The 21,848-nt window shown below is 68.7% G+C and carries 21 protein-coding genes; 8 read left to right on the top strand and 13 right to left on the bottom strand.

The features are described 5' to 3' along the window. Window positions 1–48 precede the first annotated feature (48 nt). The 3 genes from ACSQ2H_RS20000 to ACSQ2H_RS19990 all read right to left on the bottom strand — a co-directional run bounded on the left by ACSQ2H_RS20000 (window position 49) and on the right by ACSQ2H_RS19990 (window position 4,420). On the bottom strand, window positions 49–1,581 hold the full coding sequence (locus ACSQ2H_RS20000; protein ID WP_436063119.1) for an MFS transporter: 1,533 nt from the start codon (window positions 1,579–1,581) through the stop codon (window positions 49–51). 22 nt (window positions 1,582–1,603) lie between these two features. After that, on the bottom strand, window positions 1,604–3,100 hold the full coding sequence (locus tag ACSQ2H_RS19995; RefSeq protein WP_436063118.1) for an MFS transporter: 1,497 nt from the start codon (window positions 3,098–3,100) through the stop codon (window positions 1,604–1,606). Window positions 3,101–3,439: 339 nt separating this feature from the next. Then, window positions 3,440–4,420, bottom strand: a complete 981-nt coding sequence (locus tag ACSQ2H_RS19990) for an NAD(P)H-quinone oxidoreductase (RefSeq protein ID WP_436063117.1) — start codon at window positions 4,418–4,420, stop codon at window positions 3,440–3,442. A gap of 77 nt (window positions 4,421–4,497) precedes the next feature. Between ACSQ2H_RS19990 and ACSQ2H_RS19985 the strand changes: the two genes are divergently transcribed. Together ACSQ2H_RS19985 and rcdA are read left to right on the top strand one after the other, a co-directional pair. Beyond that, window positions 4,498–4,701, top strand: coding sequence for a DUF1192 domain-containing protein (locus tag ACSQ2H_RS19985; RefSeq protein WP_436063116.1), 204 nt, complete (start codon window positions 4,498–4,500; stop codon window positions 4,699–4,701). 135 nt (window positions 4,702–4,836) lie between these two features. Beyond that, window positions 4,837–5,343 (top strand): protease adaptor protein RcdA, encoded by a 507-nt coding sequence (gene rcdA, locus ACSQ2H_RS19980; protein WP_436063115.1) that lies wholly within the window; start codon window positions 4,837–4,839, stop codon window positions 5,341–5,343. Window positions 5,344–5,573: 230 nt separating this feature from the next. Here rcdA and rpmE read toward each other — a convergent pair whose 3' ends face one another. Beyond that, entirely contained in the window at window positions 5,574–5,798 is a 225-nt protein-coding gene (gene rpmE / locus ACSQ2H_RS19975; RefSeq protein ID WP_293404218.1) for a 50S ribosomal protein L31, read from the bottom strand. A 119-nt stretch (window positions 5,799–5,917) separates the two neighbouring features. Between rpmE and ACSQ2H_RS19970 the strand changes: the two genes are divergently transcribed. Next, the gene (locus ACSQ2H_RS19970) at window positions 5,918–7,768 is read left to right on the top strand and encodes an ABC transporter transmembrane domain-containing protein (RefSeq protein WP_436063114.1); all 1,851 of its coding nucleotides are present in this window, start codon (window positions 5,918–5,920) and stop codon (window positions 7,766–7,768) included. Between the two features lie 136 nt (window positions 7,769–7,904). On the opposite strand, the gene ACSQ2H_RS19965 is transcribed toward ACSQ2H_RS19970, so the two are convergent. Together ACSQ2H_RS19965 and ACSQ2H_RS19960 are read right to left on the bottom strand one after the other, a co-directional pair. Continuing rightward, on the bottom strand, window positions 7,905–8,924 hold the full coding sequence (locus ACSQ2H_RS19965; RefSeq protein WP_436063113.1) for a glycerophosphodiester phosphodiesterase: 1,020 nt from the start codon (window positions 8,922–8,924) through the stop codon (window positions 7,905–7,907). A 47-nt stretch (window positions 8,925–8,971) separates the two neighbouring features. Continuing rightward, window positions 8,972–9,766: an inositol monophosphatase family protein gene (locus tag ACSQ2H_RS19960; protein WP_436063112.1), complete on the bottom strand. Its 795-nt coding sequence runs from the start codon at window positions 9,764–9,766 to the stop codon at window positions 8,972–8,974. Between the two features lie 85 nt (window positions 9,767–9,851). On the opposite strand from ACSQ2H_RS19960, the gene ACSQ2H_RS19955 reads away from it, so the two are divergent. Further along, entirely contained in the window at window positions 9,852–10,265 is a 414-nt protein-coding gene (locus tag ACSQ2H_RS19955) for a GFA family protein (RefSeq protein ID WP_436063111.1), read from the top strand. Here ACSQ2H_RS19955 and thiE read toward each other — a convergent pair whose 3' ends face one another. Next, on the bottom strand, window positions 10,266–10,913 hold the full coding sequence (gene thiE / locus ACSQ2H_RS19950; protein ID WP_436063110.1) for a thiamine phosphate synthase: 648 nt from the start codon (window positions 10,911–10,913) through the stop codon (window positions 10,266–10,268). It abuts the gene before it with no gap. A gap of 140 nt (window positions 10,914–11,053) precedes the next feature. On the opposite strand from thiE, the gene ACSQ2H_RS19945 reads away from it, so the two are divergent. The 3 genes from ACSQ2H_RS19945 (at window position 11,054) to ACSQ2H_RS19935 (ending at window position 13,623) form a co-directional block, all read left to right on the top strand. Continuing rightward, the gene (locus ACSQ2H_RS19945; RefSeq protein WP_267232422.1) at window positions 11,054–11,239 is read left to right on the top strand and encodes a (2Fe-2S)-binding protein; all 186 of its coding nucleotides are present in this window, start codon (window positions 11,054–11,056) and stop codon (window positions 11,237–11,239) included. 120 nt (window positions 11,240–11,359) lie between these two features. Beyond that, the gene (gene bfr / locus ACSQ2H_RS19940) at window positions 11,360–11,851 is read left to right on the top strand and encodes a bacterioferritin (RefSeq protein WP_183771426.1); all 492 of its coding nucleotides are present in this window, start codon (window positions 11,360–11,362) and stop codon (window positions 11,849–11,851) included. Between the two features lie 110 nt (window positions 11,852–11,961). After that, complete coding sequence (locus tag ACSQ2H_RS19935; protein WP_436063109.1) at window positions 11,962–13,623, top strand: MFS transporter; 1,662 nt, start codon at window positions 11,962–11,964, stop codon at window positions 13,621–13,623. Between the two features lie 5 nt (window positions 13,624–13,628). On the opposite strand, the gene ACSQ2H_RS19930 is transcribed toward ACSQ2H_RS19935, so the two are convergent. From ACSQ2H_RS19930 to gap, 4 genes are all read right to left on the bottom strand, one after another. Next, window positions 13,629–13,889, bottom strand: coding sequence for a hypothetical protein (locus ACSQ2H_RS19930; RefSeq protein ID WP_436063108.1), 261 nt, complete (start codon window positions 13,887–13,889; stop codon window positions 13,629–13,631). A 99-nt stretch (window positions 13,890–13,988) separates the two neighbouring features. Continuing rightward, window positions 13,989–15,074 (bottom strand): class II fructose-bisphosphate aldolase, encoded by a 1,086-nt coding sequence (fba, locus tag ACSQ2H_RS19925; protein WP_436063107.1) that lies wholly within the window; start codon window positions 15,072–15,074, stop codon window positions 13,989–13,991. Between the two features lie 25 nt (window positions 15,075–15,099). Beyond that, a complete protein-coding gene (locus ACSQ2H_RS19920) occupies window positions 15,100–16,290 on the bottom strand; it encodes a phosphoglycerate kinase (protein ID WP_436063106.1) in 1,191 nt (396 codons plus the stop codon). A 99-nt stretch (window positions 16,291–16,389) separates the two neighbouring features. Then, a complete protein-coding gene (gene gap / locus ACSQ2H_RS19915) occupies window positions 16,390–17,397 on the bottom strand; it encodes a type I glyceraldehyde-3-phosphate dehydrogenase (protein WP_436063105.1) in 1,008 nt (335 codons plus the stop codon). 180 nt (window positions 17,398–17,577) lie between these two features. Between gap and ACSQ2H_RS19910 the strand changes: the two genes are divergently transcribed. Further along, window positions 17,578–18,414: an MliC family protein gene (locus tag ACSQ2H_RS19910; RefSeq protein ID WP_436063104.1), complete on the top strand. Its 837-nt coding sequence runs from the start codon at window positions 17,578–17,580 to the stop codon at window positions 18,412–18,414. 48 nt (window positions 18,415–18,462) lie between these two features. Here ACSQ2H_RS19910 and ACSQ2H_RS19905 read toward each other — a convergent pair whose 3' ends face one another. Then, window positions 18,463–20,502 carry a S9 family peptidase gene (locus tag ACSQ2H_RS19905; protein WP_436063103.1) on the bottom strand — a complete coding sequence of 680 codons (2,040 nt, stop codon included), beginning with the start codon at window positions 20,500–20,502 and terminating at the stop codon, window positions 18,463–18,465. A 56-nt stretch (window positions 20,503–20,558) separates the two neighbouring features. Then, on the bottom strand, window positions 20,559–21,764 hold the full coding sequence (gene purT, locus ACSQ2H_RS19900) for a formate-dependent phosphoribosylglycinamide formyltransferase (protein WP_436063102.1): 1,206 nt from the start codon (window positions 21,762–21,764) through the stop codon (window positions 20,559–20,561). Window positions 21,765–21,848 lie beyond the last annotated feature (84 nt).

Genomic DNA, 21,848 nt, shown 5'->3' with positions numbered 1-21,848 from the left:
CATGGTCGTTCAGGACGCCGGCCCGCGGAGGGCTGGCGGGACGGATCGTCAGGCCTTTGGCGCGACCGGGCTCAGGTCGCCGGCCGGGCCGGTGGCGGCGGGGCTGGCGCCTTCGATCTGGGCGTCGGTGGTGCGGACCTCGACGGCGCCTTCCTGCAGCTTGCGCAGGTTCTCCTCGTGGGTGGTCTTGTCGATCCGGTAGAGGAACAGGCAGGTGATGGCGACGGCGTAGAAGCCGCCGATCGTCGGCAGGTAGATGAGCGCCAGGTTGCGCAGCAGCTCGGGATCGACTTCGCCCGGCTTGGCGCCCTGCGGGAAGGCGACATAGGCCAGCAGCACGCCGGAGGTGAACACCCCGACCCCGGACACGATCTTCTTGAACAGGTTGTCGGCCGAGAACAGCAGCCCCTCGGAGCGGCGGCCGGTCTTGACCTCGCTGTCCTCGACGACGTCGGCGATCATCGACTGCAGCATGACCCCGGTCATGATCGCCATGGCGCCGTTGGCCATGAAGTCGACGATCAGGATGCCGAACAGCAGGTTGGTGCCGTTCTCGGGCATCAGGCCCATGATGCGCAGGCCGATCGGCAGCAGCAGGGCGATCACCGCGCCGAAGAACATGGTGATGGCGGCCAGCTTCTTGCCGAGCTTGGCGGCGACCTTCGGGGCGGCGACGACGCCGATCACGCTGGCGACCACGCCGGTGACGGTCAGTAGCGCCAGCTGGCCCTGGGTCAGACCCCAGAAGTAGAGGTTGAAATAGAGCTCCAGCGCGGTCTTCAGGCCGAGCGAGACGTTCATGAACATGCCCGAAATCGTCAGCGCGACGAACGAGCGGTTGTTCAGGGTGGCGCCGACCTCGCGCACCATAGCGCGGATGGTGATCTTCCGCTTCGGCGGCTGGCGCAGGTAGGGGATCTGGTGGTGGGTCGCCCGCGACGAGATCAGGATGATCGTGAAGATCGTGATCGCCGCGACGATCGAATAGGTCTGCCAGCCGTCGCGCGACAGCAGGCCGCCGGTGCCGTCGGCGTTCTTCTTGAGGAACACCTGGTAGACCAGCAGCTGCATGATCAGGCCGCCGGCGACGCCGCAGAACGAGCGGATGGCGATCATGCTGGTGCGCTGGTCGTAGTCGCTGGTCAGCTCGGCCAGCAGCGCCGACGAGGGCAGTTCGAAGAAGGTGTCGAACAGCCGGATGACCAGCAGGCAGACCAGCATGTAGCCGAACAGCGCCTCCTCCTCCCAGCCGACCGGCGGGTTCCAGATCATGTAGAAGGCGATCGCGACCGGCAGGGCCGCGGCGTACATGAACGGGTGGCGACGTCCCCACTTGCTGCGGGTGTTGTCCGAGATCTGCCCGACCATCGGGTCGACGAAGGCGTCGAAGATCAGCGCGATCATGATCGCCGTCGACACCATGGCCGGCGGCAGGCCGACGACCTGGTTGTAGAACAGCAGCAGGAAGGTCGTGATGCCCCGCTGCTTGATGATGTTGGCGGCCGCGCCAAGGCCATAGAGCGCCTTGGTCGTGAACGTGATGGGCGGGCGTGGCGGCAGGCCGGCGGCGGCGTCGGTCATGTCGTGAATCCTGGACTTAAGGTCAGGCTTTGAAGGGCTGCGGCGATGCGGCGGGGGGCTCGGGCGCAGGTTCGGGCTCGAGGTCCTGGCTTGGCGCGCCGGACCGCTCGGCCAGGCGGGCGAGGTTGTCCTCGTGCTTGGCCTTGTCGATGTTGAAGAAGCTGAGGCTGACGATCCCAAGCCCGAACAGCACCCCGATCACCGGCAGGTAGATCAGGCCCATGTTGTGGATGATCTCGGGGTCGACCTGGCCGCGCTTGGCGTTCTCGGGGAAGGCGATGATCGCCAGCACCGAGCCGGAGATGAACACCCCGACGCCGGAGACCAGCTTCTTGAACAGGTTGTCGGCGCTCATCAGCAGGCCTTCCGAGCGGCGGCCGGTCTTGACCTCGGCGTCCTCGATCACGTCGGCGACCAGCGAGACCAGCAGCACGCCCGTGGCGCCGGCGAGCGCGGTGTTGATCACCGTCTCGACGACCAGCAGGCCATAGAGCAGGCCAGTGCCGTTGGCCGGCATCACCCCGAACAGTCGGGCGACCACCGGGCTGACCCCGACCAGCAGCGCGCTGGCGAACATCAGGATCGCGCCGTGCTTCTTGCCCATGCGCTTGGCGATCTTCGGCGAGGCGACCACGCCGATCGCCGAGCCGACGACGCTGACCGTCACCAGGCCGGCGAGCTGCGTCTGGGTCAGTTCCCAGAAATAGAGGCCGAAGTAGATCTCCAGCGCGTTGCGGGCGCCGACGGCGATGGCCACGAACATCCCGGTGATGGTGGCGATGACGAAGGCCCGGTTGTTCAGCGTGGCGGCGACCTCCTTGGCCATCGCCTTGAAGGTGATCTTGCGGTTCGGCGCCTGGCGCAGATAGGGGATCTGGTTCTGGGTGCCCGCCGTCGACAGCAGGATGCAGACGAAGATCAGCAGCGAGGCGCAGAGCGAGTAGGAGAAGTAGCCGTCGCGGGCCAGCACGCCGCCGGTGCCGTCCGGGTTCTCCTTGAGGAACACCTGGTAGGCGAGGACCGTCATGCCCAGGCCGCCGACCACCGCGAACAGCATGCGCAGCGAGATCAGCTTGGTGCGCTCGTCGTAGTCCTTGGCCAGTTCGGGCGCGAGGGTCGAGTGCGGCAGCTCGAAGAAGGTGTCGAACAGCCGCACGGTCAGCAGGCAGGCCAGCAGATAGCCGACCATCTGGCCGTCGCTGAGGCCCGACGGCGGATTCCACAGCATGTAGAACGCCACCGAGACCGGGATCGCCGCGGCGTACATGAACGGGTGGCGGCGGCCGAGCCGGGACTTGAAGTTGTCGGAGACCTGGCCGACCAGCGGGTCGACGATGGCGTCGAACACCAGGGCGATCATCAGGACGAAGGTCACCGTCGTCGGCGGCAGCCCCACGACCTGATTGTAGAACAGCATCAGGAAGGTCGAGAGCCCGCGCAGCTTCACGGCGTTGGCGACGGCGCCGACGGCGTAGAACAGCTTGGTGGCGAGGCTCAGCGGTGGTCGGGAGTCGCTCATGCGCGGACGCTCGGACCTTCGGCGCACGCGAACGTATTCGGCTGAGATGGGCCGTCGACCAATTGTTCCTCCCGCCGCGCGATCAATGCTGCGCAGCCGCCATTATGAGGCCGCCAAACCACAGCCTTGAAGCTGTGGCGGACGTCCGCGATCAATTGCTCAAATCGTGAGGGAGGGTTTCCCCATCGTCAACGGATTTCGTGGCCGCAGCTGGGCGCCTTACCGTTACCGGACAGGGATTTCGTGGAGCGGGACGATGCCGCTACCGATGTTCTGCAAACATTCCGCGATGGCGGCGGGCGCTTCGCCCGCCGCCATGCCGCATCCTAGAACTCCGACTCAGGCGCCGGTGGTCAGCATGACTTTCCCGACGTGCGCGCCGCCTTCGAGATAGGCGTGGGCGGCGCCGGCCTCGGCCAGCGGGAAGGTCTTGTCGATCTGCGGCTTCAGTTTGCCAGCTGCGATCCAGGGCCAGACCGTCGCCTCGACCGCGGCCGTCAGCCGCGCCTTCTCGTCGGCGTCGCGCGGGCGCAGGGTCGAGCCAGTGACCACGGCGCGCTTCATCATCAGCCGGAAGATCGGCAGCGCCACCTCGCCGCCGCCCTGGGCGGCGATGAACACGATGCGTCCGCCGGTCTTGATGCTGTCGAGGCCCTTGGCGAAGTAGTCGCCGCCGACCATGTCGAGGATCACGTCCACCCCGCCCTCGGCCTTGGCGACCTCGGCGAAGTCCTGGCTGGTGACGTCGACGCTGACGTCGGCCCCGAGCTTCAGCGCCTCGGCCGCCTTGCCGGCGCCGCGGCCGGTGGCGATGACCTTGGCGCCGGCCGCCTTGGCCATCTGTATCGCCGTTGTCCCGATCCCGGACGTCGCGCCGTGCACCATCAGCGTCTCGCCGGCCTTCAGGCTCCCATGCTCGAACACGTTGGCGAAGACCGTGAACACGGTCTCGGGCAGGGCGGCGGCCTCGATGGCGCTCAGGCCCTGGGGAATCGGCAGGGCGTGGCGGGCGTCGACCACGGCGTACTCGGCATAGCCGCCGCCGCCGAGCAGGGCGCACACCTTGTCGCCGGCCTTCCAGCGTCCGGCCCCGACCACGACCTCGCCGGCGACTTCCAGGCCAAGGGTCTCGGGCGCGCCGGGCGGCGGCGGATAGGCGCCGATGCGTTGCGCCAGGTCGGGACGGTTCACGCCCGCGGCCTCGACCTTGATGAGGATCTGGCCGGGCCCGGGCTTGGGCCGCGCGATGGTCGTCGGCTTGAGGTTTTCCGCAGGTCCTCGCCCGCCCTCCACAGCGATAGCGGTCATGGTCTCGGTCACAGGGGCGCCCTCCGGCAGGTTTTCAGCGTAGTCTCCCAGATAGACGCCGGAACGGATCTGGCAATGGGAGGTCTTCGATGGATGAACCGGTGAACACCCGCGTCCAGCGCGGCCAACGGCTGGCCGAGGCGATGCGCGAGGACCTCGAACTCTACGGCGTCGTCGAGCTGGAGGACCGCATCGCCGCCCTGCAGGAAGAGATCGACAGGTGCCGTGCCCAGATTGAGCGCAAGCATTCGGGCCGGGCGGCGGCCGACGCGCTATTCTCAAGGCCAAGCTGAGCGGCGCTTACGGATAACCGAACGTAAACGCGGGTCATCGATAACGGGTGTTTACGTCTGGCATGGGGGTTGCAGACCTCCGCCGCCGAAGCCGCAGACACCTGCGGGCGAGGATTTTAGAGGCTAAGTGCTGTCATGACCGAGGGATTTGCGCCGAACGGCGCCTGGCGAGCCGACGTGATCGCTGACTTTGCGCGATCCGAGCTGTTCGACCGCACCTTCCAGGAAGGCATGGACCTGGTCGAGGAGACCGCCGGCTACCTGGACGGCTCGGGGCGTCAGGAATCGAAGCTGCTCTCGCGCAGCGCCGCCCTGGCCTATGCCGGCGAAAGCATGCGACTCACCACCCGGCTGATGCAGGTCGCCTCCTGGCTGCTCGTGCAGCGCGCGGTGCGTGAAGGCGACATGCCGCCGGAGGGCGCCCGCGAGGACCGTTACCGCCTCGGCGCCGAGGACATCTGCCGCGGCGCCACCACCGAGGACCTTCCGGCCGGCCTGCTGGTGCTGCTCGACCGCTCCGAGCGGCTCTACGAGCGCGTCCGCCACCTGGACCGCCGCATGTACATCGAAGAGAGCGAGCCGGAGGACGCCAACCCGGTGCTGTCCCAGTTCGGCCGCCTGCAGGCCGCCTTCGGGGCCTGAGTCCAACTCCGCTCATCCCGGCGAAAGCCGGGACCCAAGCAGCGCTTCAGCCCGGCTGGAGCGCTGTTTGCGTGTTTGCGATCCCGCTTGGGCCCCGGCTTTCGCCGGGGTGAGCGGCGGCGAGCGAAATCGCGGGTGAGCGCACACAGCAAAAAACGCCGCGCGGGAGCGCGGCGTTTTCGTATCTGCTCGCGGAGTGCGGCGGGCGCGCGCCAGGCGCGCCGCAGGCCTTACTTGCGGGTGAAGGCGCCGAACTTGGCGTTGAAGCGCGACACGCGGCCGGCGCGGTCCAGCAGCGTCTGGTTGCCGCCCGTCCACGCCGGGTGCGTCTTCGGGTCGATGTCCAGGTTCAGGGTCGCGCCCTCTTTGCCGTAGGTCGAGCGGGTCTGATAGCTCGAACCGTCGGTCATCACGACCGTGATGAAATGGTAGTCCGGGTGGGTGTCTTGTTTCATCGCGAGGGCAACCGACGTAAAGGAGCGGCAGAAAGTTCACGGTCCGCCGCAAGGGCGGGCGCGAAGGAAGCCGCGCGTATACAGGAAAAGGCGCGGTAAGAGCAAGGGCGCTAGTTTCCATGAGTGATTTGGCCGCCGAGGCCCCTGTCGAAGGACGGCCCAGCGCCGGCGCCGCCATGGCGCAGGATCTGAGCGAAGCCGCCCAGCGTCGGACCCGCAGCCGCAACGTCGGGGCCCTGCGCGCCCTGGCCCCGTACCTGGCCCGTCACAAGGGCGACACCGCCTGGGCCGGCCTGTTCCTGATCACCGCCGCCGCCTCGACCCTGGGACTGTCCGGCGCTGTGCGCCTGCTGGTCGACCACCTGACTGCGCCGGGCGCGACCGACGCCAGCGTCGCCCCTCGCTTCTGGCTGATCGGCGGCGTGGCCCTGGCGCTCGCCGCCTCCAGCGCCCTGCGCTACTTCTTCGTCACCAAGCTGGGCGAGCGGATCACCGCCGACCTGCGCAAGGGCGCCTACGCCCACATCCTCACCCTCGACCAGCCGTTCTTCGCCAAGACCCGCACCGGCGAGGTGCTCTCGCGTCTGACCACCGACATCCAGATCGTCGAGAGCCTGCTCTCGACCTCGATCTCCGTGGCGCTGCGCAATCTGCTGACCCTGATCGGGGCGCTGGTGCTGCTGGTCATCGTCAGCCCCAAGCTGACCGGCCTGGTCGTCGCCCTGTTCCCGTTCGTGCTCGCGCCGCTGTTTCTCTACGGAAAGCGGGTGCGCAAGCTGACCACCTCGACCCAGGACCAGTTCGCGTCGGCCGTCGGCCATGCCGGCGAGACCCTCGACGCGCTGGAGACCGTTCAGGCGTTCGGGCGCGAAGGCGCGGGCGCCGCCACCTTCGGCGAGGCGGTCGAGGCCTCGTTCCGCACCTCGCTGCGCCGGATGACCGCGCGGGCGATCATGACCGCCCTGGTCATCGGCCTGGTGTTCGGCGGCGTCGTCTTCATCTTCTGGCTCGGCGTGCACGCCGGCCTGCGCGGCGAGATGACCTGGGGCGCGCTGTTCCAGTTCGCCTTCCTGGCGGTGATGGCCGCCGGCTCGGTCGGGGCGCTCGGCGAGACCTGGGGCGACGTGCAGAAGGCGGCCGGCGCCATGGAGCGGGTCTCCGAGCTGTTCGCCGCGACCCCGACCATCGCCGCCCCGGCCCAGCCCAAGGCGCTGCCGCAGCCGTCCCGCGGCGAGATCGCCTTCGAGGACGTGCGCTTCGCCTATCCGGCCCGGCCGGACGCCCTGGCCCTCGACGGCTTCTCGCTGCACGTCGCGCCGGGCGAGACCGTCGCCCTGGTCGGCCCCTCGGGCTCGGGCAAGAGCACGGTCTTCCGGCTGCTGCTGCGCTTTTATGATCCGCTCAGCGGGACGATCCGGCTCGACGGCGTCGACCTGCGCGACGCCGATCCGGGCGAGGTCCGCGCCCGCATGGCGCTGGTCTCGCAGGACTCGCCGCTGTTCTCCGGCTCACCGGCCGACAACATCCGCTTCGGACGGCTGGACGCCGGTCCCGAGGACATCCGCGCCGTCGCCCGCGCCGCCCAGGCCGAGGGCTTCCTCGACGCCCTGCCGCAGGGCTTCGACACCCCGCTCGGCGACCGCGCCCGCAGCCTCTCCGGGGGGCAGCGCCAGCGCCTGGCCATCGCCCGCGCCCTGATCCGCGAAACCCCGATCCTGCTGCTCGACGAGGCTACCAGCGCGCTGGACGCCGAGAACGAGCGCCTGGTCCAGCGCGCGCTGGAGGACGCCATGGTCGGTCACACCACCCTGGTCATCGCCCACCGCCTGGCCACCGTGCTCAAGGCCGACCGCATCGTGGTCATGGACGGCGGCAAGGTCGTGGAGCAAGGGACCCACGCCGAACTGATCGCCGGCGGCGGCCTCTATGCACGGCTGGCGGCCCTGCAGTTCGGGGACGTGGCGGCCTGATCCATTTCCTCCCCCGCTGGGGGAGGTGGATCGATGCGCAGCATCGAGACGGAGGGGGACTGCTGACTCGGTCGGCCCCCTCAGTCAGCCATGCGGCTGACAGCTCCCCCAGAGGGGGAGCAACTAAACAAGAAGGCTATCCCCGCGCCGCCACCGCCAGCCCGGGGAAGTCGCTGAACACGCCTGTCACGCCCGCCGCATAGAGCGCCTTCAGCACCGCGCCGGCGTCGCCGTGGGCGGCCGGGTCATCGCCATTGCGCAATGCCGTCGGCAGGAAGCGGTTCTCGGCCCGCACGGTCCAGGGATGCACCTCAAGCTCCAGCGCCCGGGCCTGGGCGACCAGCGGCGTCGGCGCGCCCAGCCGGCCGCCGGCCGTGGGGATCGCCAGCGACCAGTCGGGACCCACGCCCTGGGCGTAGCTCGCGATCTGCTTGAGGCCCTCGGCGCTGACCATGCCGGGCGTCTCGGCCCCGACCAGCTGCACGCGGCGGGCCTTCGACAGGGTCTTGAAGGTCTTCAGCGGCTGGACCTCGAAGCACTGCACGAACACCGGCGCGTCCTCGGCATCCAGGCCGGCCTCCTTCAGCGCCTGGGCCAGCCGCGCCTCGATCGGCAGCCCGACGGACGCGAAATAGGCCGGATGCTTCATCTCGGGATAGACGCCGATGACGCGGCCGGTTCGGGCGCTCTCGGCCTTGGCCAGCGCGACGACCTCCTGGAAGGTCGGGATCGCGTCCTGGCCGTCGAACCTGGCGCTGGCCGGGCGTAGCTGCGGCAGCCGCTCGCGGGCGCGCAGGGTCTTCAGCTCGGCGAGGGTGAAGTCCTCGGTGAACCAGCCTTCGATGCTCTGGCCGTCGATGACCTTGGCGGTCCTGCGGCTCGCGAACTCCGGCCGCGCGGCGACGTCGGTGGTGCCGGCGATCTCGTTCTCGTGGCGCACGACCAGGTGGCCGTCCTTGGTCAGCACCAGGTCCGGCTCGATGAAGTCGGCGCCTTCCTCGACCGCCAGCCGATAGGCCATCGACGTGTGCTCGGGCCGCTCGCCGCTGGCGCCGCGGTGAGCGATGACGATCGGCTTAGCGGGGGGCGTGGCCATGGCGGGGCTCGCCGCCAGGGCGGCGCTCGAGAGGGCGAAGGCGCGTCGGGTCAGGTCCATGGGGCGACACTAGCCGCCCATGGTGACGCCTGCATCAAGGCTCGAGCCTAGGCCGCGGCCTTGAGCTTTTCGATCACCAGCGGGTGCAGTTCGAGATTGGCCGCGCAGATCGAGCCCGAGCCCATGATGTCGTCGCCGCCGTCGGCGTTGGTCACCTTGCCGCCGGCCTCGGTGATCATCAGCACGCCCGCGGCCATGTCCCAGGGCTTCAGGTCGCGTTCCCAGAACCCGTCCAGGCGTCCGGCCGCGACATAGGCCAGGTCCAGCGAGGCAGCGCCGAAGCGGCGCACGCCGGCGACGCGCTGGCTGATCTGGTGCAGTTCCTTCAGGAACCGCGCATGCTGGCCGTGGCCGAGGAACGGGATGCCGGTGCCCAGCACCGACTCGTCCAGGTGCTTGCGGCCGGCGACGCGCAGGCGCCTGTCGTTGACGTAGCAGCCCTTGCCCTTCTCGGCCCAGAACAGCTCGTTGGTGACCGGGTTGTAGGTCACCGCCGCGACCACCACGCCCTCGCGCTCCAGCGCGATGTTGATCGCGAAGTGCGGGATCGCGTGCAGGAAGTTGGTGGTGCCGTCCAGCGGGTCGACGATCCAGGTGTGGGTCTTGTCGGTGCCTTCGATCAGACCGCGCTCCTCGCCCATGAAGCTGTAGCCGGGGCGGGCCTTTTCCAGGGCTTCGAAGATGGTCTGTTCGGCCTTGATGTCGGCGGCCGAGACGAAGTCGGCCGGCGCCTTGCGCGACACCTGCAGCTCGCCGAGCTCGCCGAAGTCGCGGTTGAGGCCGCGGGCAGCCTTGCGGGCGGCGTCGCTCATCACCTTCAGAAGGGCGGTTTGAGTGCTCACGGTGTCAATGATCTCGGGCGAAAGAAGCCGCGGAAACTAGTGTCCGGGCTCGCCCAAGGCAAGGCGTCTGGCCTATCGTGGTCACATGACGCACCAGACGACGCGCACGGGCCGCTGCTTCTGCGGCGATCTCTCGGTCACGATCGCCGGCGATCCGCTGCTGGTTTCGAGCTGCGCCTGCACCCGTTGCCAGCGCCGGACCGGCGGGTTCTTCGGCGTCACCGTCTATGTAAAGCCAGATCAGATCGTGGCGCGGACGGGTGCGACCGACACCTTCCAGGCGCCGGGGGCGACGACCACCTTCCATCGCTGCGCCCGCTGCGGGACCAGCCTCTGGTGGGTTCCCGACGACGAGGACGACATCGTCGGCCTAGCCGGCGGCTGCTTTGCGGGCCAGGACCTGCCGGCCCCTCAGCGCATGGTCTTCACGGCCACGCGCCATCCGTTCGTCCACACGCCGCCCGGCCTGCCCGAATACGAGGACGGCCCGCCCGAATAGTCAGCCGCGCGCCGCGAGCCCGCGCGCGATCGCCGCTTCCAGCGCCTGCACCGCGGCGGCGGGTCCCTGCGGATGGGCCCAGACGCCGGCCGAGACGGCCAGGAAGTCCGCGCCCGCCTTGGCCAGGCCTTCGGCGTTGTCGGCGGTGATCCCGCCGATCGCCACGCACGGAACCTCCATGGTCTCCTGCCAGATGGTCAGGATTTCCGGCTCGGCCCGGGTCGGGGCGTCCTTGGTGGTGGTCGGGAAGAAGGCCCCGAACGCCACGTAGTCGGCGCCGGCCTCGGCCGCCTCCATCGCCAGGTGGCGGCTGTCGTGGCAGGTCACCCCGATCATCGCCTCGCGACCCATGATCTTGCGGGCCTCGGCATAGGGCGTGTCCGACTGGCCGACATGCACGCCGTCGCAGCCGAGCCGCGCGGCCAAGTCGGGCCGGTCGTTGAGGATCACCGCCACGCCGCGCGCCTGGGCGATCGGCATGATCACGTCGACCGCCGCGGCGATGACCGTGTCGTCCACGTCCTTGAGCCGGATCTGCAGCGCCGCCACGTCGCCGGCGTCCAGGGTATGCGCCAACGTCCGCCCGAACGCGGCCAGGTCGTCGAGCTTGGGCGGGGTGATCAGGTAGAGGCGGCATTCGGCGGTCATGGCCGCCTTCTAGCCGCGCCCGCGTCCAGCGACAAACGGCCGCGCGTCGCACCCCTGGCGGAGTCGGCCTAAGAGTTGCAAATGAGTTGCAACGACGTTCGCATTTGGTACAAAGCCTCGTCGTCGGGAGTTAGACCGCCTTGTACGTCTGCAATTGTAACGGCATCCGCGAGCGCGAAGTCCGCGCCGCCATCGAAGCAGGGGCCACGCGCCCGGCCGAGGTCTTCCGCGCCTGCGATTCCCAAGCTCAATGCGCCCGCTGCGTCTGCGACATGCGCAAGATGATCGGCGAGCACGGCGAGGCGCTGCGCTACGCCGCCGAATAGGTTTCGCCGCCGCCTGCGTTGGCGTGCGAACGAAACGCGGAATCACTTGCAAACATAGGCTTTGACTAAATTCGCCCCCGGGAAGAGTTTGCCCCTCGAAGTGGATTCGAGGAGGTGCTCATGAAGGGCGACAAAGCGATCATCCGGCGGCTGAACGCGGTGCTCACCAATGAGCTGACCGCGGTTAACCAGTATTTCCTGCATGCGCGCATGTACCAGGACTGGGGCTACGCCCGTCTGGGCAAGATCACCTACGATGAATCCATCGGCGAGATGAAGCACGCCGACAAGCTCATCAAGCGTATCCTGTTCCTCGAAGGCCTGCCGAACCTGCAGGACCTGCACAAGCTGAAGATCGGCGAGACCGTGCCCGAATGCCTGGCCTCGGATCTGGCGGTCGAAGTCGCCGGCCGCGTCGATCAGATCGAAGGCATCCGCGAGTGCGAGGCCACCGGCGACTACGCGACCCGCGAGATCCTGCGCGAGATCCTCAGCGACACCGAGGAGCACATCGACTTCCTCGAAACCCAGCTCAACCTCGTCCGCACCCTGGGCGAGCCGAACTACCTGCAGAGCGCGCTCGGCGAACTCGAAGGCGGCGAGGGCCACTAGGCCGCCCTTGGGATCGTCATGGCCGGGACAAGCCCGGCCATGACGAGCTGTAAGGTGTTTCCGCCGTCCAAAATCCCGCTAGGCTCCCCTCAACGATAAGGGGGAAGCAAATGGCCGAAGCGGTCGCGGACGACGGCGTCGTCACGAAGAAGAAGAACCGCCTCGTGATCGGCGCGGCCTCGGCCGGCACGGTCTTCGAGTGGTACGACTTCTACCTCTACGGCTCGCTGGCCGGCTTCATCACCCAGCACTTCTTCTCGGGGGTCAACGAGACCACCGGCTACATCTTCGCCCTGCTGGCCTTCGCCGCGGGATTCGCGGTGCGTCCGTTCGGGGCCATCGTCTTCGGCCGCCTGGGCGACCTCTGGGGCCGCAAGAACACCTTCCTGGTGACCATGCTGCTGATGGGGCTGTCGACCTTCGCGGTCGGCCTGCTGCCCGGCTACGACCAGATCGGCCTCGCCGCCCCGGCGCTCTTGATCGTCATGCGGCTGATCCAGGGCTTGGCGCTCGGCGGCGAGTACGGCGGCGCGGCCACCTACGTCGCCGAGCACGCGCCGCCCGGCAAGCGCGGGCTCTACACCAGCTGGATCCAGACCACCGCCACGCTCGGCCTGTTCCTCAGCCTGATCGTCATCCTGGCGGTGCGCTCGCTGACCGGCGAGGAGGTGTTCAAGGCCTGGGCCTGGCGCATCCCGTTCCTGGTCTCGGCGATCCTGCTGGCGGTGTCGCTGTGGATCCGGCTCAAGCTCAACGAGAGCCCGGTCTTCCAGAAGATGGTCGACGAGGGCAAGACCTCGAAGAAGCCGCTGGCCGAGTCGTTCGGCCAGTGGTCGAACCTGAAGATCGTGCTGCTGGCCCTGGTCGGGCTCACCGCCGGCCAGGCGGTGGTCTGGTACACCGGCCAGTTCTACGCCCTGTTCTTCCTGGAAAAGACGCTGAAGGTCGACGGGCCGACGACCAACACCCTGGTCGCCTTCGCGCTGATCCTCGGCACGCCGTTCTTCGTGCTGTTCGGCTGGCTGTCGGACAAGATCGGCCGCAAGCCGATCATCCTGGCCGGCTGCCTGCTGGCGGCGCTGACCTATTTCCCGATCTTCAAGGCGCTGACCGAGGCGGCCAATCCGGCCCTGGCCCACGCCGCCGCCCGTGCGCCGGTGGTGCTGATCGCCAACCCGGCCACCTGCCACGTCCAGTTCGACCCGGTCGGCAAGCAGGTGTTCACCAGCGGCTGCGACGTCGCCCGCGCCGCGCTCGCCAACGCCGGGGTGTCCTATGACAGCGTCGAGGCCACCCCACGCTCCGAAACCACCTTCGTGATGATCGGCGAGCGGGGCCTCGAGGGGCTCGACGCCACCGGCATGGACATGGCGCAGTTCAAGGTCGCCCGCGACGCCTGGGTCAAGGAGCTCAACGCGGCCCTGCACGAGGCGGGCTACCCGTCCAAGGCCGATCCGGCGCAGATCAACCGGCCGATGGTCGTGGGGCTGCTGTTCCTGCTGATGCTGTACGTCACCATGGTCTACGGCCCGGTCGCCGCGGCCCTGGTCGAGATGTTCCCGGCCCGCATCCGCTACACCTCGATGAGCCTGCCCTACCACATCGGCAACGGCTGGTTCGGCGGCTTCCTGCCGACCACCGCCTTCGCCATGGTGGCGGCCACCGGCAACATCTATTTCGGGCTCTGGTATCCGATCGTCATCGCCGCGGCGACGGCGGTCATCGGCTTCTTCTTCGTGCGCGAGATGCGCGGGGCGAACGTCGACGACTAGGCCGCCTAGTCGCGTCGCCCGCCGCGCGGCTTGTTGACGTCGTAGGGCTCGTCATAGCCGTGGCGGGCCGAATAGAACGCCAGCCACATCAGCCCGCCGGTCAGCCCGCCGACGGCGATGAGGCCGGCGATCACGAAGATCAGCACCTGGCCCAGGCCCTCCCAGCCATAGCCGAGGCGCGAACTGGCGTAGAGCGCCCAGCCGCCGATCGCGGCGAGCGTCGCCAGGGCGGCCATCAGGGCGATCAGGGTCCAAATCCGGCGCATGCTCCTGCAATCGGCGGCGGGCGTGCAAGGTTCCCGGACATGCAAAAGCCGCCGCCTCGGGCGAGGCGGCGGCTCTGCGGGTCGTCTATGCCGGTCGGCCTATTCGGCCGCCTGGCGGCTGACGCCGATCTTCGGGGCCAGTTCGCCCGAGGCGTAGCGCTTGGCCATGTCCGACAGCGGGATCGGCTTGATCGAGCTGGCGTGGCCGGCGGTGCCGAACTCTTCGAAGCGCTGGACGCAGACCTTGCGCATGGCTTCCTTGGCCGGCTTCAGATAGCTGCGCGGGTCGAACTCGCCCGGCTTCTCGGCGAACAGCTTGCGGATCGCGCCGGTGATCGCCATCCGGTTGTCGGTGTCGATGTTGATCTTGCGCACGCCGTGCTTGATGCCGCGCTGGATCTCTTCGACCGGCACGCCCCAGGTCTGGGGCATCTCGCCGCCGTACTGGTTGATGATGTCCTGCAGGTCCTGCGGCACCGACGACGAGCCGTGCATCACCAGGTGGGTGTTGGGCAGGCGGCGGTGGATCTCTTCGATCACGTTCATCGCCAGGACGTCGCCGTCCGGCTTGCGGGTGAACTTGTAGGCGCCGTGGCTGGTGCCCATGGCGATGGCCAGGGCGTCGACCTGCGTGGCCTTCACGAACTCGACCGCCTGGTCGGGATCGGTCAGCAGCTGGTCATGGCCCAGCTTGCCCTCGAAGCCGTGGCCGTCTTCCTTCTCGCCCATGCCGGTTTCCAGCGAACCCAGCACGCCCAGCTCGCCCTCGACCGAGGCGCCGACCCAGTGGGCCATGTCGACCACGTTCTTGGTGACGGTGACGTTGTAGTCGTAGTCGGCCGGGGTCTTGCCGTCGGCCTTCAGCGAACCGTCCATCATCACCGAGGTGAAGCCGTACTGGATCGCCGTGGCGCAGGTGGCTTCGTTGTTGCCGTGGTCCTGGTGCATGCAGATCGGGATGTGCGGATACATTTCCGCCATCGCGTCGATCAGGTGCTTCAGCACGATGTCGTTGGCGTAGGAGCGGGCCCCGCGCGAGGCCTGCATGATCACCGGCGAGTCGGTGGCCTCGGCGGCCTCCATGATCGCGAGCGCCTGTTCCATGTTGTTGATATTGAACGCCGGGACCCCGTAGCCGTGCTCGGCCGCGTGATCCAGAAGCTGTCTCAAAGTAACCCGGGCCATGCCCTGCCCTCCGTAGTTCTAAAGTTTAATTGGTCAGGGCCGCCACTCCGGGCAGCTCCTTGCCTTCCATCCATTCAAGAAACGCGCCGCCCGCCGTCGAGACGAACGTGAAATCGTCGGCGCGGCCCGCCGCGTTGAGAGCCGCGACTGTATCACCGCCGCCGGCCACGGCCACCAGCTTGCCGCTCTTGGCCAGATCCGCCGCATGCTTGGCCGCCGCCATGGTGGCGACGTCGAAGGGCGGCACCTCGAACACGCCCAGCGGGCCGTTCCAGATCAGGGTCGCCGACGCGTCCATGGCCGCGATCAGCTTGGCCAGGGTCTTGGGGCCGGCGTCCAGGATGCGGTCGCCCGCCTGGATGTCCGACAGCTCGCGCACATGGGACGGGACGCCCGGCTTAACTTCCTGCGCGGTCACCACGTCGATCGGCAGCAGCAGCTCGCAGCCGGCCTTCTGCGCGTTCGCCATGATCTCGCGGGCGGTGTCGGCCAGGTCGTGCTCGCAGAGCGAGGCGCCGACGTCGATCCCTTGTGCGGCCAGGAAAGTGTTGGCCATGCCGCCGCCGATCGACAGGCGGTCCAGCTTGGTCACCAGGTTGTTCAGCAGGTCGAGCTTGGTCGAGACCTTCGAGCCGCCGACGATGCCCAGCACCGGGCGCTTGGGCGCGCCGAGCGCGGCCTCCAGGGCGTCCAGCTCGCGGCGCATCTGCTCGCCGGCATAGGCCGGCAGCAGGCGCGCCAGGCCTTCGGTCGAGGCGTGGGCGCGGTGCGCGGCCGAGAAGGCGTCATTGACATAGAGGTCGCCGTTGGCGGCCAGCGCCTTGGCGAACTCCGGATCGTTCTTTTCCTCGCCGGCGTGGAAGCGGACGTTCTCCAGCAGCAGCACGTCGCCGTTCTTCAGTCCGTCGACCGCGGCCTTGGCGGCCTCGCCGATGCAGTCGGCCGCGAACGCCACCGGGGCGTCCAGCAGGTCGGCCAGCGGCTGGGCCAGCGGCTTCAGGCTCATTTCGGGAACGACCTTGCCCTTGGGCCGGTCAAAATGGGCCAGCAGGATGACCTTGGCGCCGCCGGCGCGCAGCTTGGCGATGGTCGGCAGGATGGCCCGCAGGCGGGTGTCGTCGGTGACCTTGCCCTCGGCCATGGGGACGTTGATGTCCACGCGAACCAGGGCGCGTTTGCCGGCCAGGTCGGCGTCGTCGAGAGTCTTGAAGGCCATCAAAATATCTCCGCTCGCCCCGGCGGGCGCGCCTGGGGTGCGACAGGTTCGAAATGCGAAACGGGCGCCACCCGGTGGATGGCGCCCGTCGCTAGGGTCTTAGATCAGCTTCGCGAGCGCGATGGCGGTGTCGCTCATGCGGGTCGAGAAGCCCCACTCGTTGTCGTACCACGACAGCACGCGGCCGAGGGTGCCGTCGATCACCTGGGTCTGGGCCAGGGCGGCCGTCGACGAAGCGGCTTCATGGTTGAAGTCGATCGACACCAGCGGCTCATTGGTCACGGCCAGCACGCCCTTCAGCGGGCCGTTGGCCGCGGCGGTCAGCGCCTCGTTGATCTCTTCCTTGGTGATCTTGCGGCCGGCGACCCAGGTCAGGTCCACGACCGAGACGTTCGGGGTCGGCACGCGGATCGACGAACCGTCCAGCTTGCCTTGCAGTTCCGGGATCACCAGGCCCAGGGCCTTGGCGGCGCCGGTCGAGGTCGGGATCATGGACATCGCCGCGGCGCGGGCGCGGTAGAGGTCCTTGTGCATGGTGTCCAGCGTCGGCTGGTCGCCGGTGTAGGAGTGGATGGTGGTCATGTAGCCGCGCTCGATGCCGGCCAGCTCGTGCAGGACCTTGGCGACCGGCGCCAGGCAGTTGGTGGTGCACGAGGCGTTCGAGATGACCAGGTCGTCCTTGGTCAGGGTCTGGTGGTTGACGCCGTAGACGATGGTCTTGTCGGCGTTGTCGCACGGAGCCGAGACGATCACGCGCTTGGCGCCGGCTTCCAGGTGGGCCGAAGCCTTTTCCTTGGTGGTGAACAGGCCGGTGCACTCGAGCGCGATGTCGACGCCCAGATCCTTGTGCGGCAGGTCCTTCGGATCGCGGATCGCGGTGACCTTGATCGGGCCGAAGCCGACGTCGATGGTGTCGCCGTTGACGGTCACCGTGCCGGGGAAGCGGCCATGGACGCTGTCGTAGCGCAGCAGGTGGGCGTTGGTCTCGACCGGGCCCAGGTCGTTGATCGCGACGACCTCGATGTCCTTGCGGCCATGCTCGACGATCGAACGCAGGACCAGCCTGCCGATACGGCCGAACCCATTGATGGCGACGCGAACGGTCATCGAAAACTCCTGAGCCAATTGATTTGGGGCGGTTTCTTGAGGTCGGGGGGGCGGGAGTCAAGCCCGCGGCGGTCAAGTCTAGCTACATCGTGTTGCCGTTATCGTTGTCAAACGTCTGTCAGGGAACGCGAAGCCCGGTCGCACGCTATGGCGAAGCCGAACAATAGAGGGAACTTCGGAGTGGCGAATCTTCAGCATCTGGCCGCGGCGGCGGTGATGGCGGGCCTCGGACTGGCGGCCTGCAGCAAGCCGGCCGAACAGGCCCAGGCGCCGGCCAAGGCGGCCGCCCCGGCCGCGCCGGTGATCACCTATGCCTGCGACGACGGTCGCACCGTGCGGGCCAGCTATCCGGACACCGACACCGCGGTCGTCGAGATCGACGGCAGGAGCCGCACCCTGAAGATCGCCATTTCGGCCAGCGGCGCGCGCTATACCGGCGACGGCGTCCAATGGTGGACCAAAGGCATGACCCAGGCCCAGCTCAGCCCGCTGGCGGCCGGCGAGGACATCGCCAGCGCGCCGGGCGTGAACTGCAAGGCTCCCGAACCCGCGGCGGCTCCGGTCGCCCCGCCGCCGCCCGGCAGCCCCGGCGGCCTGCCCGACGACAGGACCCCGATCTCGGAAGGTCCGTTCACGCCCGACAGCGCCCAGGGCGCGGCCAATGTCGTGCAGACCTACTACGCCCTGATCGGCGAGAAGAAGTACGCCGACGCCTGGAAGCTCTGGAGCGACGGCGGCAAGGCCAGCGGCATGACCCAGCAGGCCTTCACGGCCAGCTTCGACAAGTACGCGAGCTACAACGCCCAGATCGGCGCCCCCGGCGACATCGAGGGCGGCGCCGGCTCGCTGTTCGTCAGCGTGCCGGTGGTGATCTACGGCCAGCTGAAGACCGGCGCGCCGGTCAACATGAAGGGCGATGTGAACCTGCGGCGGGTCAACAACGTCCCCGGCTCCAGCGGCGAGCAGCGCAAGTGGCATATCGCCGAGACGGCCCTGAAGCCGTCGCCGGGCGGCTAGAACGTGACAGCGTCCGGGTCAGGCGGCCCCGCCTGACCCGGAACGCGGCTAGGGCTTGGCGGCCGGCTTGGCCGCCAGCGCCGTCTCCAGCCCGGGCGCGAACTGCGCCCCGTTCGGCACGGTCATCGAGCTCTTGTCGAGCGCGGCGCCGAACGGCTCGACCCGTCCGCCCAGGCAGCGTTCGAGGAAGTGCTCGGACACCGCATAGAAGGCGATGCTGTTCTCGGGCCGGGCGAAGCCGTGGCCTTCGTCCGGGAACAGCACATAGGTGACCGGGATGTTCTTGGCCTCCAGGGCTTTGACGATCTGGTCGCTCTCGGCCTGGTTCACCCGCGGGTCGTTGGCCCCCTGGCCGATCAGCAGCGGCTTCCTGATCTGGTCGGCCTTGCTCAGCGGCGAGCGTTCCTTCAGCAGGGCCGCGCCCTCGGGCGTGCCGGGATCGCCCATCCGCAGGTACATCTGCCGGCGGCCGGCCTCCCAGTAGGCCGGGACCGAGGCCAGCAGAGTGTTGAGGTTCGACGGGCCGACGATATCGACGCCGCAGGCGAAGACGTCCGGCGTGAACGCCAGGCCCGCCAGCGTGGCGTAGCCGCCGTACGAGCCGCCCATGATCGCCACCTTGTCCTTGGTGGTGACGCCGCCCTTCACCGCCCAGTCGACCGCGTCGAGCAGGTCGTCGTGCATCTTGGCGCCCCATTCGAGGTTGCCGGCGTTGACGAACTTTTTCCCGAAGCCGGTCGAGGCGCGATAATTGACCGACAGCACCGCATAGCCGCGATTGGCCAGCCACTGGTGCAGGCCGTTGTAGCCATAGACGTCGCGCGCCCACGGCCCGCCGTGCACCAGCAGCACCATCGGCACGGGGGCGTCCGGCTTGCCGTCGCCGTCGCTGTCCGAGCCCGCCGGCAGCGTCAGGTAGGACGGCTGCACCAGGCCGTCGCGCGCCTTGATCTCGACCGGATGCATGGCCGCCAGGGTCGCCCCTTCCAGCTCCGGACGGGTCACGTAGAGCTTGGTCAGCGACTTGGCCTTGCGGTCGTAGAGATAGAGCGCCGCCGGCGCGGTCACCGGATCGACGGCGACGGTCCACAGCTGGTCGTCGTCCGTGCGCGAGGTGACGGTCAGCTCGCCCTTCAGGTTGGCCTTCAGGAAGCTGAAGTCGGCGCTCAGCGCCGGGTCGAGCGCGGTCCACTCGTTGGTCAGGTAGTTGACCGAATAGGCGTCGACCTTGCCGGTCAGCGGGCTGGCCATCAGGCCTTCGACGTCGGCCTTGGGGCTCTGGGCGATGACCGTGCGCGCGCCGCTCTTCAGGTCGCGGGCGACGATGGCCGAGGTGTCGCGCTCGCGGCTCTCGCGCCAGTAGGCGACCGTTCCGTCGTTGCTGAAGCCGATCGGGCCGGTGCTCTCGGAATCCTCGAAGCCGATGCTCTCGGTGGGCGTGGCGGAGGGCTTGCCGTCCTCGAAGGCGTAGATGTCGGTGCCGCCGTCGGGCCGCGGCTTGGAGCCGCCGCGGATCTTCAGCTGCTCGTCGATCTCGAAGCCGCCGAAGCCGTCGTTCTGATAGACCAGGGTCAGCTTTCCGCTGGCGAGGTCGAGGCTGTAGACGTCGTGCCAGCGCGGGTCGCGGTTGTTCAGGCCGATCAGAATGCGGTCCTTGATCTGGCGGCTGACGTTCAAGACCTCGACGCGGGTCTTCTCGAACGGGGTCAGGGTGCGCTGCGCGCCGCTGGCGACGTCGACGCCGTAGAGCAGGAAGTTCTCGTCCCCGCCCTTGTCGTTGATGAACAGGATCTGCCGGGAGTCCGGCGCCCAGTAGTAGGCGCGGATCGGGCGCTGGGTTTCGGCGGTCAGCGGCCGGGCATTCGCCGGATCGGCGACCGGGGCGACCCAGATGTTCAGCACGCCGTCGCGCGGGGCGATGAAGGCCAGCCACTTGCCGTCGGGGCTGATGCGCCCGGCGGTGCGGACCGGATTGCCGAAGAACTTGGTCCGTTCGATCAGCGGCGCGGCGGCGGCGTTGACCGCGGTGGCCTGGACGCCCAGGCCAAGAGCGAGGGTCGCGGCGGCGGCGACCGTGAGCTTGCGCATATGTTTCCCTCCCGATTGTGGCAGGAGGCTAGCTGCAGAATGCAGCGTCGCAAACGTCAGGGCGTCGGTTTCACCGGCTTGACCAGCGCCGCCGCCGTGCGGGCGCGCTCGCGCGCCTGGTCGACGTCGGCGCCGCGGGCCAGGGCCACGCCCATGCGGCGGCGCTCGAAGCTCTCGGGCTTGCCGAACAGGCGCAGGTCCGCGCCGGGCGTGCGCAGGGCCTCGGCGACGCCGTCGAATGCGATGCCCTGGGCTTCCATGCCGCCATAGATCACCGCGCTGGCGCCCGGCTCGCGCTGGGCGACGTCGGTCGGCAGGCCGAGGATGGCGCGGGCGTGCAGGGCGAATTCGCTCAGGTACTGGGTGGCCAGCGTGACCAGGCCGGTGTCGTGCGGCCGCGGACTGACCTCCGAGAACCAGACCTCGTCGCCGCGCACGAACAGCTCGACCCCGAAGATGCCCAGGCCGCCCAGCTCGCCGGTGACCCTGGCGGCGATGTCCTGGGCGCTCTGCAGCGCGGCCGGGCTCATCGCCTGCGGCTGCCAGCTCTCGACATAGTCGCCCTTGACCTGGCGGTGGCCGATCGGGGCGCAGAAGCTGGTCTCGATCGCCCCGTCGGCGCCGACCGAGCGGACCGTCAGCAGGGTGATCTCGAAGTCGAACTCGATCTTGCCCTCGACGATCACGCGGGGCTGCTCGACCCGGCCGCCTTCCAGGGCGTAGCGCCAGGCGGCGGCGATGCCCTCGGGGCCCTCGACATAGGACTGGCCCTTGCCGGACGACGACATCACCGGTTTCACGAAGCAGGGGAACCCGGCGACCTTCGCCGCCCCGTCCGCCAGCTCGGCCTCGGACGAGGCGAAGGCGTAGGGCGAGGTGGCCAGGCCGAGCGTCTCGGCCGCCAGCCGGCGGATGCCCTCGCGGTTCATGGTCAGCTGGGCGGCGCGGGCGGTCGGGATGACGGTGGCCACGCCCTCGGCCTCGAGCTTGACCAACTCGTCGGTGGCGATGGCCTCGATCTCGGGGACGATCAGGTGCGGGCACTCGGCCAGCACCAGGGCGCGCAGGGCGACCGGATCGGTCATGGCGATGACGTGGCTGCGGTGCGCGACCTGATGGGCCGGGGCGCCGGCGTAGCGGTCGACGGCGATGACCTCGCAGCCGAGCCGCTGCAGCTCGATGGCGACCTCCTTGCCGAGCTCGCCCGAGCCCAGCAGCATGACCCTGACGGCCGACGGCGAGAGCGGGGTTCCGAGACGCATGCGGGCCATCCTGGCAGGTATGTGGAGGTCAGCCGCGAAAACCTGCCGATAGGCTTCCGCGGCTGACGATAGACGATCCTAGCC

The organism is Phenylobacterium sp. LjRoot97, assembly GCF_964254345.1.
In the GTDB taxonomy this organism is placed as follows: domain Bacteria; phylum Pseudomonadota; class Alphaproteobacteria; order Caulobacterales; family Caulobacteraceae; genus Phenylobacterium.
The sequence above is the reverse complement of the archived record's forward strand: the minus strand, read 5'-3'. Positions and strand labels throughout refer to the sequence as shown.